The organism is Azonexus hydrophilus DSM 23864 (assembly GCF_000429605.1).
Lineage (GTDB): Bacteria > Pseudomonadota > Gammaproteobacteria > Burkholderiales > Rhodocyclaceae > Azonexus > Azonexus hydrophilus.
Genome location: NZ_KE386925.1, coordinates 370,472 through 385,527, shown reverse-complemented (window position 1 = coordinate 385,527; position 15,056 = coordinate 370,472). Strand labels below are relative to the sequence as shown.

Annotated in this window: 14 protein-coding genes and 2 tRNA genes; 13 read left to right on the top strand and 3 right to left on the bottom strand. The window is 60.9% G+C overall.

The features are described 5' to 3' along the window. Positions 1 to 50 precede the first annotated feature (50 nt). From rimP to pnp, 7 genes are all read left to right on the top strand, one after another. Positions 51 to 491, top strand: coding sequence for a ribosome maturation factor RimP (rimP, locus tag G471_RS0113180; protein WP_028995755.1), 441 nt, complete (start codon positions 51 to 53; stop codon positions 489 to 491). 21 nt (positions 492 to 512) lie between these two features. Next, the gene (gene nusA / locus G471_RS0113175) at positions 513 to 1,985 is read left to right on the top strand and encodes a transcription termination factor NusA (RefSeq protein ID WP_028995754.1); all 1,473 of its coding nucleotides are present in this window, start codon (positions 513 to 515) and stop codon (positions 1,983 to 1,985) included. Positions 1,986 to 2,002: 17 nt separating this feature from the next. Continuing rightward, on the top strand, positions 2,003 to 4,762 hold the full coding sequence (infB, locus tag G471_RS0113170) for a translation initiation factor IF-2 (protein WP_028995753.1): 2,760 nt from the start codon (positions 2,003 to 2,005) through the stop codon (positions 4,760 to 4,762). Next, positions 4,762 to 5,139 (top strand): 30S ribosome-binding factor RbfA, encoded by a 378-nt coding sequence (rbfA, locus tag G471_RS0113165; protein WP_028995752.1) that lies wholly within the window; start codon positions 4,762 to 4,764, stop codon positions 5,137 to 5,139. Before infB ends, rbfA begins: the two co-directional genes overlap by 1 nt. Positions 5,140 to 5,146: 7 nt before the next feature. Further along, positions 5,147 to 6,052 carry a tRNA pseudouridine(55) synthase TruB gene (truB, locus tag G471_RS0113160; RefSeq protein WP_028995751.1) on the top strand — a complete coding sequence of 302 codons (906 nt, stop codon included), beginning with the start codon at positions 5,147 to 5,149 and terminating at the stop codon, positions 6,050 to 6,052. Positions 6,053 to 6,157: 105 nt separating this feature from the next. Further along, positions 6,158 to 6,427: a 30S ribosomal protein S15 gene (gene rpsO / locus G471_RS0113155; RefSeq protein WP_028995750.1), complete on the top strand. Its 270-nt coding sequence runs from the start codon at positions 6,158 to 6,160 to the stop codon at positions 6,425 to 6,427. A 140-nt stretch (positions 6,428 to 6,567) separates the two neighbouring features. Next, a complete protein-coding gene (gene pnp / locus G471_RS0113150) occupies positions 6,568 to 8,694 on the top strand; it encodes a polyribonucleotide nucleotidyltransferase (protein WP_028995749.1) in 2,127 nt (708 codons plus the stop codon). Positions 8,695 to 8,830: 136 nt separating this feature from the next. Here the strand turns inward: pnp and dksA are convergent, their stop codons facing one another. Then, positions 8,831 to 9,256, bottom strand: a complete 426-nt coding sequence (dksA, locus tag G471_RS0113145) for an RNA polymerase-binding protein DksA (protein ID WP_028995748.1) — start codon at positions 9,254 to 9,256, stop codon at positions 8,831 to 8,833. A 165-nt stretch (positions 9,257 to 9,421) separates the two neighbouring features. Here dksA and G471_RS0113140 point away from each other — a divergent pair. From G471_RS0113140 to G471_RS0113120, 5 genes are all read left to right on the top strand, one after another. Further along, positions 9,422 to 9,498 (top strand) — tRNA-Pro (locus G471_RS0113140). A 21-nt stretch (positions 9,499 to 9,519) separates the two neighbouring features. Next, positions 9,520 to 9,596 (top strand) — tRNA-Arg (locus G471_RS0113135). Positions 9,597 to 9,608: 12 nt separating this feature from the next. Next, positions 9,609 to 10,790 (top strand): nucleotide sugar dehydrogenase, encoded by a 1,182-nt coding sequence (locus tag G471_RS0113130; RefSeq protein ID WP_028995747.1) that lies wholly within the window; start codon positions 9,609 to 9,611, stop codon positions 10,788 to 10,790. Between the two features lie 3 nt (positions 10,791 to 10,793). After that, positions 10,794 to 11,801 carry an NAD-dependent epimerase gene (locus G471_RS0113125; protein WP_028995746.1) on the top strand — a complete coding sequence of 336 codons (1,008 nt, stop codon included), beginning with the start codon at positions 10,794 to 10,796 and terminating at the stop codon, positions 11,799 to 11,801. A 77-nt stretch (positions 11,802 to 11,878) separates the two neighbouring features. After that, on the top strand, positions 11,879 to 12,817 hold the full coding sequence (locus G471_RS0113120; RefSeq protein ID WP_028995745.1) for a GGDEF domain-containing response regulator: 939 nt from the start codon (positions 11,879 to 11,881) through the stop codon (positions 12,815 to 12,817). A gap of 9 nt (positions 12,818 to 12,826) precedes the next feature. On the opposite strand, the gene G471_RS0113115 is transcribed toward G471_RS0113120, so the two are convergent. After that, entirely contained in the window at positions 12,827 to 13,789 is a 963-nt protein-coding gene (locus G471_RS0113115) for a hypothetical protein (RefSeq protein ID WP_028995744.1), read from the bottom strand. A 151-nt stretch (positions 13,790 to 13,940) separates the two neighbouring features. Here G471_RS0113115 and G471_RS0113110 point away from each other — a divergent pair, with 151 nt between their 5' ends. Beyond that, positions 13,941 to 14,612: an SIMPL domain-containing protein gene (locus G471_RS0113110; protein WP_043421618.1), complete on the top strand. Its 672-nt coding sequence runs from the start codon at positions 13,941 to 13,943 to the stop codon at positions 14,610 to 14,612. A gap of 3 nt (positions 14,613 to 14,615) precedes the next feature. On the opposite strand, the gene G471_RS0113105 is transcribed toward G471_RS0113110, so the two are convergent. Beyond that, positions 14,616 to 15,008 carry a NifB/NifX family molybdenum-iron cluster-binding protein gene (locus G471_RS0113105; RefSeq protein ID WP_028995742.1) on the bottom strand — a complete coding sequence of 131 codons (393 nt, stop codon included), beginning with the start codon at positions 15,006 to 15,008 and terminating at the stop codon, positions 14,616 to 14,618. Positions 15,009 to 15,056 lie beyond the last annotated feature (48 nt).

Sequence of the window (15,056 nt, the reverse complement as noted above, 5' to 3'; positions counted from 1 at the left end):
GCATCTTATTTTTCTGAGGTGGGCGTTTCGCCCATTTTTTATTTGTGCCTATGGATTTGAATTCGCTGCTTGAAACGACGGTAACCGGTCTGGGTTATGAACTTGTCGACATCGAAATGTCGCCGCGCGGCAGGACCATCCGCGTCTTCATCGATGCCCCGGAAAAAGAAAAGGGCGTCGACGTCGAGGATTGCGCCAAGGTTTCCAACCAGTTGACGCGCCTGTTCGAAGTCGAAAACATCGATTTCGACCGCCTCGAAATCTCGTCGCCCGGTATGGATCGTGTCGTCAAGAAGGAAGCTGATTTCGCGCGTTTCGCCGGTCAGGACATCCAGATCAAGCTGCGCATTCCGCACAACAACCGCCGCAACTTCCAGGGGCAACTGCTCGGCTGTGAAGCCGGCAAGGTCGGTCTTCGCCTGGACAAGGAAGACGTGGAACTCGAATTCAACAATATCGAAAAGGCACGTCTGGTGCCGAAATTCGACTGAAGTACCTGGAGGTTTTAGCCCATGAGCCGTGAACTGTTGCTGCTGGTCGATGCATTGGCCCGCGAAAAGAACGTCAACAAGGAAATCGTCTTCGGTGCCCTTGAACTGGCGCTCGCATCTGCGACCAAGAAGCGTATCCACGACGAAGCCGAGGTCCGTGTCGTCATCGACCGTGCCACCGGTAGTTACGATACCTTCCGTCGCTGGCTGGTCGTTGCCGACAGCGAGTACGTCAACGAATACCACCAGATTCCGATGTCGGAAGCCTGCAAGGACGATCCGGAAATCGAACCCGGCGATTACCTCGAAGAACCGCTGGAGCCGATCGACTTCGGCCGCATCGGCGCCCAGGCTGCCAAGCAGGTCATTCTGCAGAAGATCCGCGACGCCGAGCGCGAGCAGATCCTGTCCGACTTCCTGGATCGCAAGGAACACGTCGTTTTCGGTACGATCAAGCGCATGGAACGTGGCAACGCGATCATCGAAGCCGGCAAGATCGAAGCCGTGCTGCCGCGCGACCAGATGATCCCCAAGGAGAACCTGCGCATCGGCGACCGCGTTCGCGCCTACCTGCTGCGTATCGATCGCGGTGCCCGTGGCCCGCAGATCATCCTGTCGCGTACCGCACCCGAATTCGTGATCAAGCTGTTCGAACTCGAAGTCCCGGAAATCGAAGACGGCCTGATGGAGTTGAAGGCCTGTGCCCGTGACCCCGGTATGCGTGCCAAGATTGCCGTCAAGTCGAACGATCCGCGTATCGATCCGATCGGTACCTGCGTCGGTTTGCGCGGCTCGCGCGTTACCGCCGTGCGCAACGAGATCGGCGGCGAGAACATCGACATCGTCCTGTGGTCGGCCGATCCGGCGCAGTTCGTGATCGGCGCGCTGTCGCCGGCCGAAGTGACCTCGATCGTCGTCGACGAGGAAAAGCATGCCATGGACGTCGTCGTCGACGAGGACAACCTGGCCATCGCCATCGGCCGTAGCGGTCAGAACGTCCGTCTGGCCTCCGAGCTGACCGGCTGGACCATCAACCTGATGACCCAGGACGAGTCGGCCAAGAAGGCTGAAGCCGAATACGCCGTTACCCGCGTCATGTTCATGGAAAAGCTGGACATCGACGAGGAACTGGCCGACCTGCTGATCGAGGAAGGTTTCTCGACGCTGGAAGAAGTCGCCTACGTACCGCTCGCCGAAATGCTGGAAATCGACGGGCTGGATGAAGATATCGTCAACGAGCTGCGCAATCGTGCGCGCAATGTGCTCCTGACGGAAGCCATCGCCACCGAGGAAAAGTTGGAAAACGTTGCCGAAGACCTGATCGGTCTGGAAGGCATGACCAAGGAACTGGCGGCAAAACTCGCCGAACATGACGTCAGGACGCGCGATGATCTCGCCGAACTGGCAGTTGATGAACTGACGGAAATGACCGGCATTGAAGAAGAGCGTGCCAAGGAAATCATTCTCAAGGCACGCGCTCACTGGTTCGAGTGAGCAGGGAGGTAGTAAGTATGTCCGCAACAACCGTTTCACAATTTGCCGTTGAACTCAAAATGCCGGTCGAGTCGCTGCTCGAGCAGCTTGGCCGCGCCGGTGTCGGCAAGTCCGGGGGCAGCGATACGCTGACCGACCAGGACAAAACCAGCCTGCTCGACTATCTGCGCCGTTCGCACGGCGAGGCCGAGCCCAAGAACAAGATCACCCTGACGCGCAAACAGACCTCGGAGATCAAGGCCACCGATTCCCATGGTCGCGCCCGTACCGTTCAGGTCGAAGTGCGCAAGAAGCGCGTGCTGGTCAAGCGCGATGTCCATGAGCTGCATCCGGATGCAGCCGAAGCTTCGGAAGAGGCAGAAGTGATCGAGGCACTGGCGGAAGTCCAGCCAGAAGCCATTCCCGAGCCGGTGGTCGAGGCCATTCCGGAGCCGGTCGTTGAAGTTCAGCCCGAACCGGAACCCGAGCCGATGCCGGAACCAGAGCCCGAGCCGGAACCTGAAGTCGCCGAAACGCCTGCGGTTGTCGAAGCCGCCCCCGTCGAAACGACCGAAGCCGCACCGGTTCGCCGCACCATCGACCGCGCCAGCATCATTGGCGAGAAGGAACTCAAGGCCCGCGAAGAGGAAGCACGGCGCTTCAATCGCCTGCGCGAAATCCAGGAGCGCGAGCTCAAGGAGAAACAGGCTCGCGAAGCCAATCTGGTTGCGATGCGCCAGCAGGCCGAAGCGGCCGCTGCTGCCGCCAAGGCTGCCGAGCAGGCCAAGCAGCAGGCTGCTGCCCAGGCGCGCAGCGGTGAAGGCGAGAAGGGTACGCTGCACAAGAAGCCGGATGCCCCGGGCGCTGCCAAGAAGGGCGAGAAGGGCGGCCGTGCTGCCGATGATGGCAAGAAGAAGGGCGGTCTCAAGACCCGCGGCGCCGATGTCGGTAGCGGCTGGAAAGATGGTCGCCACGGTCACAAGAAATCGCACGGCAAGTCCGACGACGGTCAGGGTAGCTTCCAGGCGCCGACCGAGCCGATTTCCCGTGAAGTACATATCCCCGAAACCATTTCCGTTTCCGACCTGGCCCACAAGATGGCCGTGAAGGCCACCGAAGTCATCAAGACGATGATGAAGATGGGTTCCATGGTCACCATCAACCAGGTGCTCGACCAGGAGACGGCGATGATCGTCGTCGAGGAAATGGGCCACAAGGCGGTTGCCGCCAAGCTCGACGATCCCGATGCCTTCCTCGAGGAAAGCGCGGAGCACAAGGACGTGCCGCTGGTGCCGCGCGCCCCGGTGGTAACCGTCATGGGCCACGTCGACCACGGCAAGACCTCGCTGCTCGACTACATCCGTCGCGCCAAGGTGGCGGCTGGTGAAGCGGGTGGCATTACCCAGCACATCGGTGCCTACCACGTCGAAACCGATCGCGGCATGATCACCTTCCTCGACACCCCGGGTCACGAAGCCTTCACGGCGATGCGTGCGCGTGGTGCCAAGGCGACCGACATCGTCGTTCTGGTCGTCGCTGCCGACGATGGCGTGATGCCGCAGACCAAGGAAGCGATCCACCACGCCAAGGCGGCTGGTGTGCCGCTGGTGGTCGCGGTGAACAAGATCGACAAGCCGGATTCCAATCCGGATCGCGTCAAGCAGGAACTGGTTGCCGAAGGCGTCATTCCGGAAGAGTACGGTGGCGATTCGCCGTTCTGTCCGGTGTCGGCCAAGAAGGGTATCGGTATCGACGAACTGCTCGAACAGATCCTGCTGCAGGCTGAAGTGCTTGAACTGACCGCACAGAAGGAAGCGCCGGCCAAGGGCCTGATCATCGAAGCCCGTCTCGACAAGGGGCGCGGCGCGGTGGCCACCATGCTGGTTCAGTCCGGCACCCTCAAGCGCGGCGACATCGTGCTCGCCGGTCAGGTCTTCGGTCGTGTCCGTGCCATGCTCGACGAGAACGGCAAGCCGATCAACGAAGCCGGTCCGTCGATTCCGGTCGAAATCCTCGGTCTGTCGGACGTCCCGGCCGCTGGCGAAGAAGCCATCGTGCTGGCCGACGAAAAGAAGGCACGCGAAATCGCCCTGTTCCGTCAAGGCAAGTTCCGCGACGTCAAGCTGGCCAAGCAACAGGCGGCCAAGCTGGAGAACATGTTCCAGCAGATGGAAGAAGGCCAGGTCAAGACCCTGCCGTTGATCGTCAAGGCCGACGTGCAAGGTTCCCAGGAAGCCCTGGTGCAGACCCTGTCCAAGCTGTCCAACGAGGAAGTCCGCGTCCAGATCATCCACGGCGCGGTCGGTGCGATCAGCGAATCCGACGTCAACCTGGCGCAAGCCTCGGGTGCCGTCATCATCGGCTTCAACATCCGTGCCGATGCCGGTTCGCGCAAGCTGGCCGAGAACTTCGGCGTCGATATCCGTTACTACAACGTGATCTACGACGCGGTCGACGAGGTCAAGGCGGCACTGTCCGGCATGCTGTCGCCGGAGAAGCGCGAGCAGATCACCGGCATGGTCGAAATCCGCCAGGTCTTCCACGTCTCCAAGGTCGGCGCCATTGCCGGTTGTTACGTGCTCGAAGGCATCGTCAAGCGCAATTCGCGCGTCCGCCTGCTGCGCAACCATGTGGTTCAGTGGGACGGCGAGCTGGATTCGCTCAAGCGCTTCAAGGATGACGTCAAGGAAGTGCGTTCCAACTTCGAATGCGGTCTGTCGCTGCGTGGTAACAACGACATTCAGGAAGGCGATCAGCTCGAAGTGTACGAAATCCAGGAAGTGGCGCGCTCGCTGTAATGAAGAAGCAGGCAAGAGGCTTTCAACGGGGAGACCGGGTCGCGGAGCAGGTGCGCCGCGATCTGGCCGACCTGATCCGCAGCGAACTGAAGGATCCGCGCGTCGGCATGATCAGTCTGACCGCCGTCGAACTGACGCCGGATTATGCGCACGCCAAGGTGTTCTTTACCACGCTCAACGCCGAGCACCTGCCCGAGATCGAGCAGGGCTTGAAACGTGCCGCCGGTTTCCTGCGGCGTGAGCTGGGGCGGCGTATCCATATTCACACTTTGCCGGAACTGCATTTCATCTACGACAGTTCCCTGGAATACGGTGCCAGCATGACGGCACTGATCCAGCAGGCCAACGCGCTCAGCGACCAGACGCCGGAAGACTAGGCCCAGCATGGAGCCGAGGGTCAAGAAAACCTGGAAGCAGGTCGATGGCGTATTGCTGCTCGACAAGGCGCAGGGCATGAGTTCCAACGACGCCCTGCAAAAGGCCCGGCGCCTGTTCTCCGCCGCCAAAGGCGGGCACACCGGTACGCTCGACCCGCTGGCCACCGGCCTGTTGCCCTTGTGCTTTGGCGAGGCGACCAAGTTTTCCGCCGATCTGCTCGATGCCGACAAGACTTACGAAGCCGAGCTCCAACTCGGAGTCAGTACCGATTCCGGTGACGCCGAAGGCGTGGTCACGGCGACTGCCGAGGTCAATGTCACGCCCGCCGATATCGCCCGCGTGCTGCCGCAATTCACCGGCGACATCCTGCAGGTGCCGCCCATGCATTCGGCCCTGAAGCGCGACGGCCGGCCGCTTTACGAACTTGCCCGGCAGGGCATCACCGTCGACCGCGAGGCCCGGCCGGTGACCATTCACGCCATCGAACTGCTGGAATTTACCGGTACCCGCCTGCGCCTGTCGGTTAGTTGCAGCAAGGGGACCTATATCCGCGTACTCGCTCAGGACATTGGCGCCGCGCTGGGTTGCGGCGCGCATCTGACCGCCTTGCGGCGGACCCGGGTTGGTGACTTGGTACTCGATGGTGCCATGACGCTGGCGCAGATCGACAGCATCGAGGAGGGCGCACGCGTCGCTTGTCTGCGTCCGGTCGATGCGCTGCTGCAGAGCCTGCCCCGCGTCGATCTCAGCGGTGAAGCCGAACAGCGCTTCAGCCACGGTAATCCGGTCGATCTGCCGGACGGCTTGAGTGGCAAGATCCGGGTCTATGCCGAGGACCGGCTGATCGGCGTCGGCGAGCCCGGGCCGGGTCAGCGCCTGTGGCCGAAAAGACTGGTGCAACTGGCGCTGTAAGCTGGTACAATCCGCCGCTTTCCGAAACCGTCGGGAAAAATTTTCCAATTGGCGTTCGCTCTATCAAACCGGGGCTGCGTCGTTTTAATGAAAGAGGGTTTTGAAATGGCCGTTACCACCGAACAAAAGGCGAGCATCGTCGCCGAATACGCACAGTCCAAGGGCGACACCGGTTCTCCGGAAGTCCAGGTCGCTCTGCTGACCGCCCGCATCAACGACCTGCAGCCGCACTTCAAGGAGCACAGCAAGGATCACCACTCGCGTCGTGGCCTGCTGCACCTCGTCTCGCAGCGCCGCAAGCTGCTGGACTACCTGAAGGGCAAGGATGTCGAGCGTTATCGCACGCTGATCACCAAGCTGGGCCTGCGCAAGTAAGCAGCACGGCGTAGCCACGAAAAGCGGCCCGGAAAATTCCCGGCCGCTTTTTTGTTTTTAGTTGTCTCATTGTTCTTTGTTGTTAGTTAAGTCGTTGTTATTGTTGCGTTGTTTAATGTGATGAGAGTGAAAGGAAGTCAATGTTTAATGTCGTGAAAAAGACCTTCGCCTACGGCGAACACCAGGTCACCCTGGAAACCGGCGAAATCGCCCGTCAGGCTGGCGGCGCTGTTGTCGTCTCGATGGAAGAGACCGTCGTCCTGGTGACCGTTGTCGGTGCCAAGAATGCCAAGCCCGGTCAGGATTTCTTCCCGCTGACCGTCGATTATCAGGAAAAAGTTTACGCTGCCGGCCGTATCCCCGGTGGCTTCTTCAAGCGCGAAGGCCGTCCTTCGGAAAAGGAAACCCTGACCTGCCGCCTGATCGACCGTCCGATCCGTCCGCTGTTCCCGGAAGGTTTCTACAATGAAGTCCAGGTGGTCGCCACCGTCATCTCGCTGAATCCGGAAGTCGATTCCGACATCCCGGCGATGATCGGTGCTTCCGCCGCCCTGGCCATCTCCGGTATCCCGTTCGCCGGCCCGATCGGCGCTGCCCGCGTCGGTTACATCAACGGCCAGTACGTGCTTTGCCCGACGCTGTCCCAGCTCAAGGACAGCCAGCTTGACCTGGTCGTTGCCGGTACCGAATCCGCCGTGCTGATGGTCGAATCCGAAGCCGATCAGCTGTCGGAAGAAGTCATGCTCGGCGCCGTCGTGTTCGGCCACAACGAAATGCAGAAGGCGATCAACGCCATCAACGAACTGGTCGAGGAAGCCGGCAAGCCGGAATGGGACTGGCAAGCGCCGGCCAAGGACGAAGCCCTGGTTGCCCGCCTGAAGGATCTGGTCGGTGCCAAGCTGGAAGAAGCCTACAGCATCACCTCCAAGCAGGCCCGCAGCCAGCGTGTCAAGGAAATCTCCGCCGAAGCCGTTGCCACCTTGTGCACCGGCGAAGAAGGTGCACCGGATGCCAACACCGTCGGCAACCTGTTCTTCGAACTCGAAGCCGGCATCGTCCGTGGTCGCATCCTCTCCGGTCAACCGCGTATCGACGGTCGCAATACCCGTACCGTGCGCCCGATCACCATGCGTTCCGGCGTCCTGCCGCGCACCCACGGTTCGGCCCTGTTCACCCGTGGTGAAACCCAGGCGCTGGCTGTGGCCACGCTCGGTACCAACCGCGACGAGCAGATCATCGACGCGCTGTCCGGCGAATACCGCGACCGCTTCATGCTGCACTACAACATGCCTCCGTACGCCACCGGCGAATGCGGTCGCGTCGGTACGCCGAAGCGTCGTGAAATCGGTCACGGCCGTCTGGCCAAGCGCGCTCTGCTGGCCGTGCTGCCGAAGCCGGAAGACTTCTCGTACTCGATGCGCGTGGTTTCCGAAATCACTGAATCGAACGGCTCCTCGTCGATGGCTTCGGTCTGCGGCGGCTGCCTGGCACTGATGGACGCCGGCGTGCCCCTGAAGGCGCACGTCGCCGGTATCGCCATGGGCCTGATCAAGGAAGGCAACCGCTTTGCCGTCCTCACCGACATCCTCGGCGACGAAGATCACCTCGGCGACATGGACTTCAAGGTGGCCGGTACCACCGCTGGCATCACCGCGCTGCAGATGGACATCAAGATCCAGGGCATCACCAAGGAAATCATGCAGGTTGCCTTGGCGCAAGCCCAGGAAGCCCGTCTGCACATCCTCAACCTGATGCAGGAAGCCGCTGCCGGCCCGCGTGAAGAGATGTCGGCCTACGCCCCGCGTCTGTACACCTTCAAGATCAATCCGGAAAAGATCCGTGACGTGATCGGCAAGGGCGGCGCCGTCATCCGTGCGCTGACCGAAGAAACCGGCACCACCATCGACATCCAGGACGACGGCACGATCACCATCGCCGCCACCTCGGGCGAAGCTGCTGCCCTGGCGCGTGCCAAGATCGATGCGATCACCGCCGAAGTCGAAATCGGCAAGATCTACGAAGGCACCGTGCTCAAGATCCTCGACTTCGGTGCGATCGTTTCGGTCCTGCCGGGCAAGGACGGCCTGCTGCACATCTCGCAGATCGCCAAGGAGCGCGTCAACAAGGTCGAAGACTACGTCAAGGAAGGCCAGGTTGTACGCGTCAAGGTTCTCGAAACCGACGACCGCGGCCGCGTCAAGCTGTCGATGAAGGCAGTTGCTGAGGAAGAGGGCGCTGCCCAGCAGGAACAGCAGCAACAGCAGTAATTCGGCGATTACGCAAAAGCAGAAAGGGCACCGTGAGGTGCCCTTTTTTTTATCAGCCTGCGCTGGCGATTACTTCGCCATTTGCTTTTAGCTGCGACTAACCTGAAGGTAAGTCTGCGCTGAAAGCAATGGGCGATTACTTCGCCATTTGCTTTTCCTTGAGTTCGTCCAGCGTCTTGCAGTCGATGCACAGTGTCGCCGTCGGGCGGGCTTCCAGGCGCTTGATGCCGATTTCCACGCCGCACTTGTCGCAGAAGCCATAGTCGCCGGCTTCGATGCGGCCCAGAGTTTCGTCGATCTTCTTGATCAGCTTGCGTTCGCGGTCACGGTTGCGCAGTTCGATGGCGATGTCCGTTTCCTGGCTGGCCCGGTCGTTCGGGTCGGCAAACACGGTCGCCTCGTCCTGCATGGTATGCACCGTGCGGTCGATATCCTCACTCAGTTCCTGCTTGAGCGTTTCCAGAATCTTCCGGAAATGGGCGAGCTGCTTGTTGCTCATGTACTCCTCGTCAGCCTTCGGCTGGTAAGGAGCGAAATGTTTGTGGAGCAAGTCTTCTGCCATTTTGTGGACGCTTCCATAGACCAAAAAAGCGATTAAATATCAGAAAGCCAGCACCCAGGCAAGGAAAAGACATGCTGCAGCGCAATGTGACAATGTTCTAAACCGCCGTAATGCGCCATGGTGCTGGCGTGCCGCGATTGGCACTGATACAATGCGCACCTTCGTCGGGGCGTAGCGCAGTCTGGTAGCGCATCTGCTTTGGGAGCAGAGGGTCGTGAGTTCGAATCCCACCGCCCCGACCATTTTCCTTTGCGCCACATCCAGCGCCCGTAGCTCAACTGGATAGAGCAGCCGCCTTCTAAGCGGCAGGTCGGGGGTTCGAGTCCCTCCGGGCGCGCCACTGACTTGACCTATGAAAATCGCCATTGCCGGAACCGGCTACGTCGGACTCTCCAACGCCATCCTCCTGGCGCAGCATAACGAAGTGATTGCGCTCGACATCCTTCCCGAGAAGGTCGAGATGCTCAATCGCCGGCAATCGCCGATTGTCGATGTCGAGATCGAGGACTACCTGGCGAACAAGTCGCTGAATCTGAAAGCCACGCTGGACAAGAACGAAGCCTTTGCCGGTGCCGACTTCGTCATCATCGCCACGCCGACGGACTACGACCCGGAAACCAACTACTTCAACACCGCTTCGGTTGAAGCCGTCATCCGCGATGTGCTGGCGATCAATCCGGAAGCGACGATGGTCATCAAATCGACGGTTCCGGTGGGCTACACCGCCAAGGTGCGCGAAGCCTTCGGGATTGCCACCGGCAAGCCGGTGAATCTGATCTTCTCGCCGGAATTCCTGCGCGAGGGCCGGGCGCTGTACGACAACCTGCACCCGTCGCGCATCATCGTCGGCGACAAGAGCGAACGCGCCCGGACCTTTGCCGGCTTGCTCCAGCAAGGCGCGATCAAGCAGGACATCCCGGTGCTTTACACCGACAGCACCGAAGCCGAAGCGGTGAAGCTGTTCTCCAATACCTACCTGGCGATGCGCGTGGCCTACTTCAACGAGCTCGACACCTACGCCGCCACGCACGGGCTGGACACCCGGCAGATCATCGAAGGCGTCTGCCTCGATCCGCGCATCGGCAGCCACTACAACAACCCCAGCTTCGGTTACGGCGGCTACTGCCTGCCCAAGGACACCAAGCAACTGCTGGCCAACTACCGCGAAGTGCCGCAGAACCTGATCCACGCGATTGTCGAATCGAACACGACGCGCAAGGACTTCATCGCCAGCGACATCATCCGCAAGAACCCCAAGGTGGTCGGCGTCTATCGACTGGTGATGAAAGCCGGCTCGGACAACTTCCGGGCGTCGAGCATCCAGGGGATCATGAAGCGGCTCAAGGCCAAGGGCATCGAAGTCATCATCTACGAACCGAATCTTGTCGAGAGCGAGTTCTTCCGTTCGCGGGTGGTCAAGGACATTGCCGCCTTCAAGCAGGAAGCCGATATCATCATTGCCAACCGCAACACCGATGACCTAGCCGATGTGGCGGCCAAGGTCTACACCCGTGACCTGTTCGGCGGAGACTGAACCATGAAAATCCTCGTCACCGGCGCTGCCGGTTTCATCGGCATGCACACCGCGTTGCGCCTTCTGGAACGCGGAGACGAGGTGGTCGGCATCGACAACCTCAACGACTACTACGAAGTCAGCCTCAAGGAAGCGCGGCTGGCTCAGCTCGCTGACAAGCCGGGTTTCCGCTTCGTCAGGATGGATATCGCCGACCGTCCGGTCATTGCCCAACTCTTCGCCGATGAAAAGTTCGACAAGGTCATTCACCTGGCCGCCCAGGCCGGTGTGCGCTACTCCATTACCAACCCGCACGCCTACGCCGACAGCAATCTGGTCGGCTTCGTGAATATCCTGGAAGGCTGCCGCCACAACGCCGTGCAGCACCTGGTCTATGCCTCGAGTTCCAGCGTGTACGGCGGCAACGCCAAAATGCCGTTCTCGGAACACGACAGCGTTGACCACCCGGTCAGCCTGTATGCAGCGACCAAGAAGGCCAACGAGTTGATGGCGCACACCTACAGCCACCTCTACCGGCTGCCGACGACGGGCCTGCGCTTCTTCACCGTCTATGGTCCGTGGGGCCGGCCGGACATGGCGCCTTTCCTGTTTGCCGGTGCCATTCTCAAGGGGGAGCCGATCAAGGTCTTCAACCATGGCGACATGAAGCGGGACTTCACCTATATCGACGACATCGTCGAAGGGGTGATCCGGGCCATGGACCGCAATGCCGAAGTCAATGCGGGCTACGATCCGCTGACCGCCGATCCGGCGACCAGCAATGCCCCGTACCGCGTATTCAACATCGGCAATAGCGATCCAGTGCCGCTGATGGATTTCATCGGCGCGCTGGAAAGCGCCATCGGCAAGCCGGCCGAGAAGATCTATCTGCCGATGCAGCCCGGCGACGTGCCGGCAACCTATGCGGATACCGCTTTGCTCGACAACTGGGTTGGATTTGCACCGGCAACCGCCATCAAGGACGGCGTAAATACCTTTGTTAATTGGTACCGAAAGTATTACTCAATCTAACAGGTATGACTTTCGTGCTATCCATGCTTCACTTGAAGAGGTATCCTGTCACCTGTAATCCGTAGCAGGCTCAATCAATGAAAATACTTCTGGTCGACGATTCGCGCGCCATTGCGATGGTCACGACCGCTCGCCTCGAATCCTTCGGGCACGAGGTCAAGCATGCCATCAATGGTCAAACGGCCATTGACCTGTTCCAGGCCGAGCGTTTCGATCTGATCCTGATGGATATCGAGATGCCGGGCATGAACGGTTTCGAGACCACCACCCGCATCCGCTCGCTGGAAGGGCATGAGCCCTGGGCCTGGACGCCGATCATCTTCGTTACCGCCACCGACAGCGACACCAATCTGGTGACCGCCATCGAGGCGGGTGGCGATGACTTCATTTCCAAGAGTTCGCCGGAAAGCGTGCTCCAGGCCAAGATGAAGGCGATGTCCCGGATTGCCGCGCTGCGCTCGCGTCTGGCGCTGGCCAACGGGAAATTGCAGGATCAGGCCAATCGCGACGGTCTGACCGGCCTGCTCAACCGACGGGCGATGGACATGCGCGTCGATCACCTGTGGGAAATGGCTGTTCAGCAGGGCAAGCCGTTCAGCCTGCTGATGGTCGATGTCGACAATTTCAAGAGTTTCAACGATCACTACGGCCATCAGGCCGGCGACGAATGTCTGTGTGCGGTTGCCGCCTGCCTCGAAAAGGTTGCCGAGCAGGCCAACCAGGACCAGATGGCCCCCGGATTGTTTGCCGCGCGCTACGGCGGCGAAGAATTTTCGCTGATCATTCCCGATGCGGCACCCGGGGTGCATGTGGGCATCGCGCTTGCGGTCGTCGAGGCGATTGCCGCATTGAGCATCCGCCACGAGTGGAATGCCGAATGGGGCAAGGTGACGGTATCGGTCGGTGCCACCTGCATGGCGCCCGCCAGCGGCCCCGTGCATCAGGTGTTCCGCATGGCCGACGACCTGCTCTACAAGGCCAAGGAATCCGGTCGCAACCGGCACGAGGCCAACTGAGGCGGGATTTCAGTCCTGGCGGAAGAAGGCCAGGGGGGCATGGCCGGTCGCCCGGTAGGCCTCGCAACGCGAGATGAATTCGCGGGTGCTCTTGGGCATCGGCGTGCGCGCGCGGGTGATGTAGAAAATCAGGTCGCGCCCCTGGCGGAACAGTTGCAGGCCTTCCGCCGTATCGTGGTGGACGGTTTCGCTGCCGGTGGCTACCGGTAGCGGCGTCAGGTTGTCCAGGCGCTCGCCGGCGGTGACCATGATGGCCCAGACGTCGAAAATGTCCGGATCGGTACGCAGCGTTTCGGTCTTGATCTTGGCGGCATTGGCCAGATCGACGATGGCCGACTCGGCGCCGGCGAACGCCGGCAACTGAGCCAGGTTGGTGATCATGCAGCGGGCGATCAGGTCGATGTCGCGCATCGTCTGACCGATCTTGATGTAGCGGCTCTCGTAGAAATCTTCCAGCGGAATCGAGAAGGCGCGGAACGGCTCGCCCCACAGTTCGTCGATGCCTTCCTCGCCGCTGCGGTGCAGCACGTTGCGACCGAGTTCCATGGCTTCGAGCAGGCACCGGCCGCATTCGCGCATCAGCGGGTTGTCGCTGAGGATCTCGATGCCGCAGGCCTGGAGTTCGACCAGCTTGCGGAAGATGTCGGCGGCGCGGTTGAACAGTGCGCCGGCCAGCATGGCGCCCTTGACGCGCCGGCGAGCCGGGTCGGTTTCCGCTTCAAACGCGCTTCTTGCCTCGGCCAGTCGGGTGCCGGGAATGTTCAGGCCGTGTTCGGTATGGTTGAACAGGCGGCGGGTCAGCGCGTCGATCAGGCGCTTCTTGGCTTCCAGCGTATCCGCCGGCACCTTGTACGCCTTGATCCAGTAACCGTCGTAATAGACACGCTCTTCGCCGTTGATGACGCGGCGAGCTCCTTCCACCGGAGTATCTTCCTGGTTTGGCACGCGGTTGAGTTGAAGCACGTTGATCATGGGAGGCAAAGTATTACAAAAGGCGAAGTCCGATACAAGCAAAAATCAGCTATCCAGTTTCTCCCGGGGAAACATATTTTTACTGATTTCCCGTGGCGACGCCCTCCGGCGGCAGATAAGATTCCCCTGTCAATAATTGGAGCAACGACTCATGAAGGCAATCAAGGCAGTGGTTTTCCTCGGCGGGCTGCTGGCGCTCGGTGTCCAGGCGGCTACGACGGTCGATCTGGCCGCCGAAGCGGCGCGGCCGGCCGTCAACGACCAGGTCCGCGCGGTCGTCTACAGCGAGGTCCAGGGCAGCAATCCGGCCGATCTGGCGCGTCGCGTCAATCAGGAGATCGCCGGCGGGCTGCAACTGATTCGCGGCAAGGCCGGGGTGACGGTCAAATCCGGCAACCAGTCGACCTACCCGGTCTATGGTCGCGATCAGAAAATCGAAAGCTGGCGCATGCGCAGCGAGCTGGTCATCGAATCGCGCGACCTGGGTGCCGTCTCCGAACTGCTCGGCGAACTGCAGCAACGCCGGCTGGCGGTGGCTCAGGTCAGCCAGATGCCGTCGCCGGAAACCCGTCGCCAGGTCGAGGACGAAGCAACACGCGATGCGATCAAGGCTTTCCAGAGCCGTGCCGAGGTCATTGCCGGCGCGCTGGGCAAGAAATGGAAGATCAAGCAGTTGTCGGTTTCGCAACAGGGCGGTGCCATGCCCATGCCGGTGTTCCGCGCCGCCAAGGTGATGATGGCCGAAGCCATGCCGGCCCCGCTGGAAGCCGGCGAAAGCCTGCTGACGACCAACGTCAGCGGCCAGATCGAACTGATCGACTGAGTTTCAGAAGCGCGAGAAGAGGTCGCGCAACTTGCACAGCGAGGTGCTGATGTCGAAGCGCGGATCGGACAGCGCTTCGCCGGCCAGGATGCGGGTGATGGCCACCGCCGGGTCGGTTTCGCCGGTGACCAGTACCTCGCAGCCGCGCAGCTTCATGTGGCGGATGAAACCGTCGCCGGCGCTGGCGACCACGGCGATGTCGATGCCGTCCAGCGGGTGCGGCCGGTCGTCGGTGAACACGTGCAGCACTTCGTCCTTGGCCAGGTCGACCAGGCCCGGGGCAGGCAGCAACTGGCTGGAGCGGTGCTGCGACAGGTCGTAGAGCAGCCACTGCCGGCACTGGCCGGCGTGGCCGCTGACTTCATTGAAATTCCGGGTGGCGATGGCGATTTTCATGAGTGTCGTGAACCAGACAGGAAATCACATACGCATGCAAGTTTCGCA